This window comes from Massilia sp. 05N420 (assembly GCF_056397205.1).
In genome coordinates this window covers 1-596 of record NZ_JBFTMX010000117.1, presented here as the reverse complement: position 1 = coordinate 596, position 596 = coordinate 1, and the positions used below count along the sequence as shown (strand labels likewise).

Genomic DNA, 596 nt, shown 5'->3' with positions numbered 1-596 from the left:
ATCCTGATCAGCCTGCAACGGGCCGGTATCGCCTTCGGAGCGGCGGCTGCCGTCGGTATCCCGCTCGGGCTGTTCATGGGGCAGATCCGCGTCATCGAGCGCGCTCTCGACCCGATCCTCCAGCTTTTTCGCCAGACCTCTGCGCTTGCGCTCTATCCTGTCTTCATTCTGCTGCTCGGGCTTGGCGAAGCGTCGAAGATCTTCGTCATTTTCTGGGCGACGCTGTTCCCGATCCTCCTGTCGACGATCGGCGGGGTGAAGCAGGTTGATCCCAAGCTCCTCGAAATGGCACGCGTTTATGGCGCCGGCCGGTTGACCATCTTCCGCCGCGTCGTGCTGCCGGCTGCATTGCCCCAGATTTTCGTCGGGCTGCGCCTTTCCGCCACGACGGCCCTCCTGCTCTTGATTGCTGCGGAGATGATCGGCGCGAATTCCGGCGTCGGTTTCCAGGTCATGAATGCGCAATACAACTTCCAGATCCCGATGATGTTTGCCGCGATCCTGCTTCTGGCACTGCTCGGGCTATCCGCGAACTTCGTCCTCGAACGCCTGCAGGCCCGGCTTTGCCGTTGGACCAGGGTCAAGAACTGAAACGC

The 596-nt window shown here is 61.6% G+C and carries 1 protein-coding gene; it reads left to right on the top strand.

Features of this window, described 5'->3' with window-relative positions; translation table 11 throughout:
• On the top strand, positions 1 to 591 hold a 591-nt coding region (locus AC1DIX_RS27545), incomplete at its 5' end, for an ABC transporter permease (protein ID WP_477328499.1).
• Positions 592 to 596 lie beyond the last annotated feature (5 nt).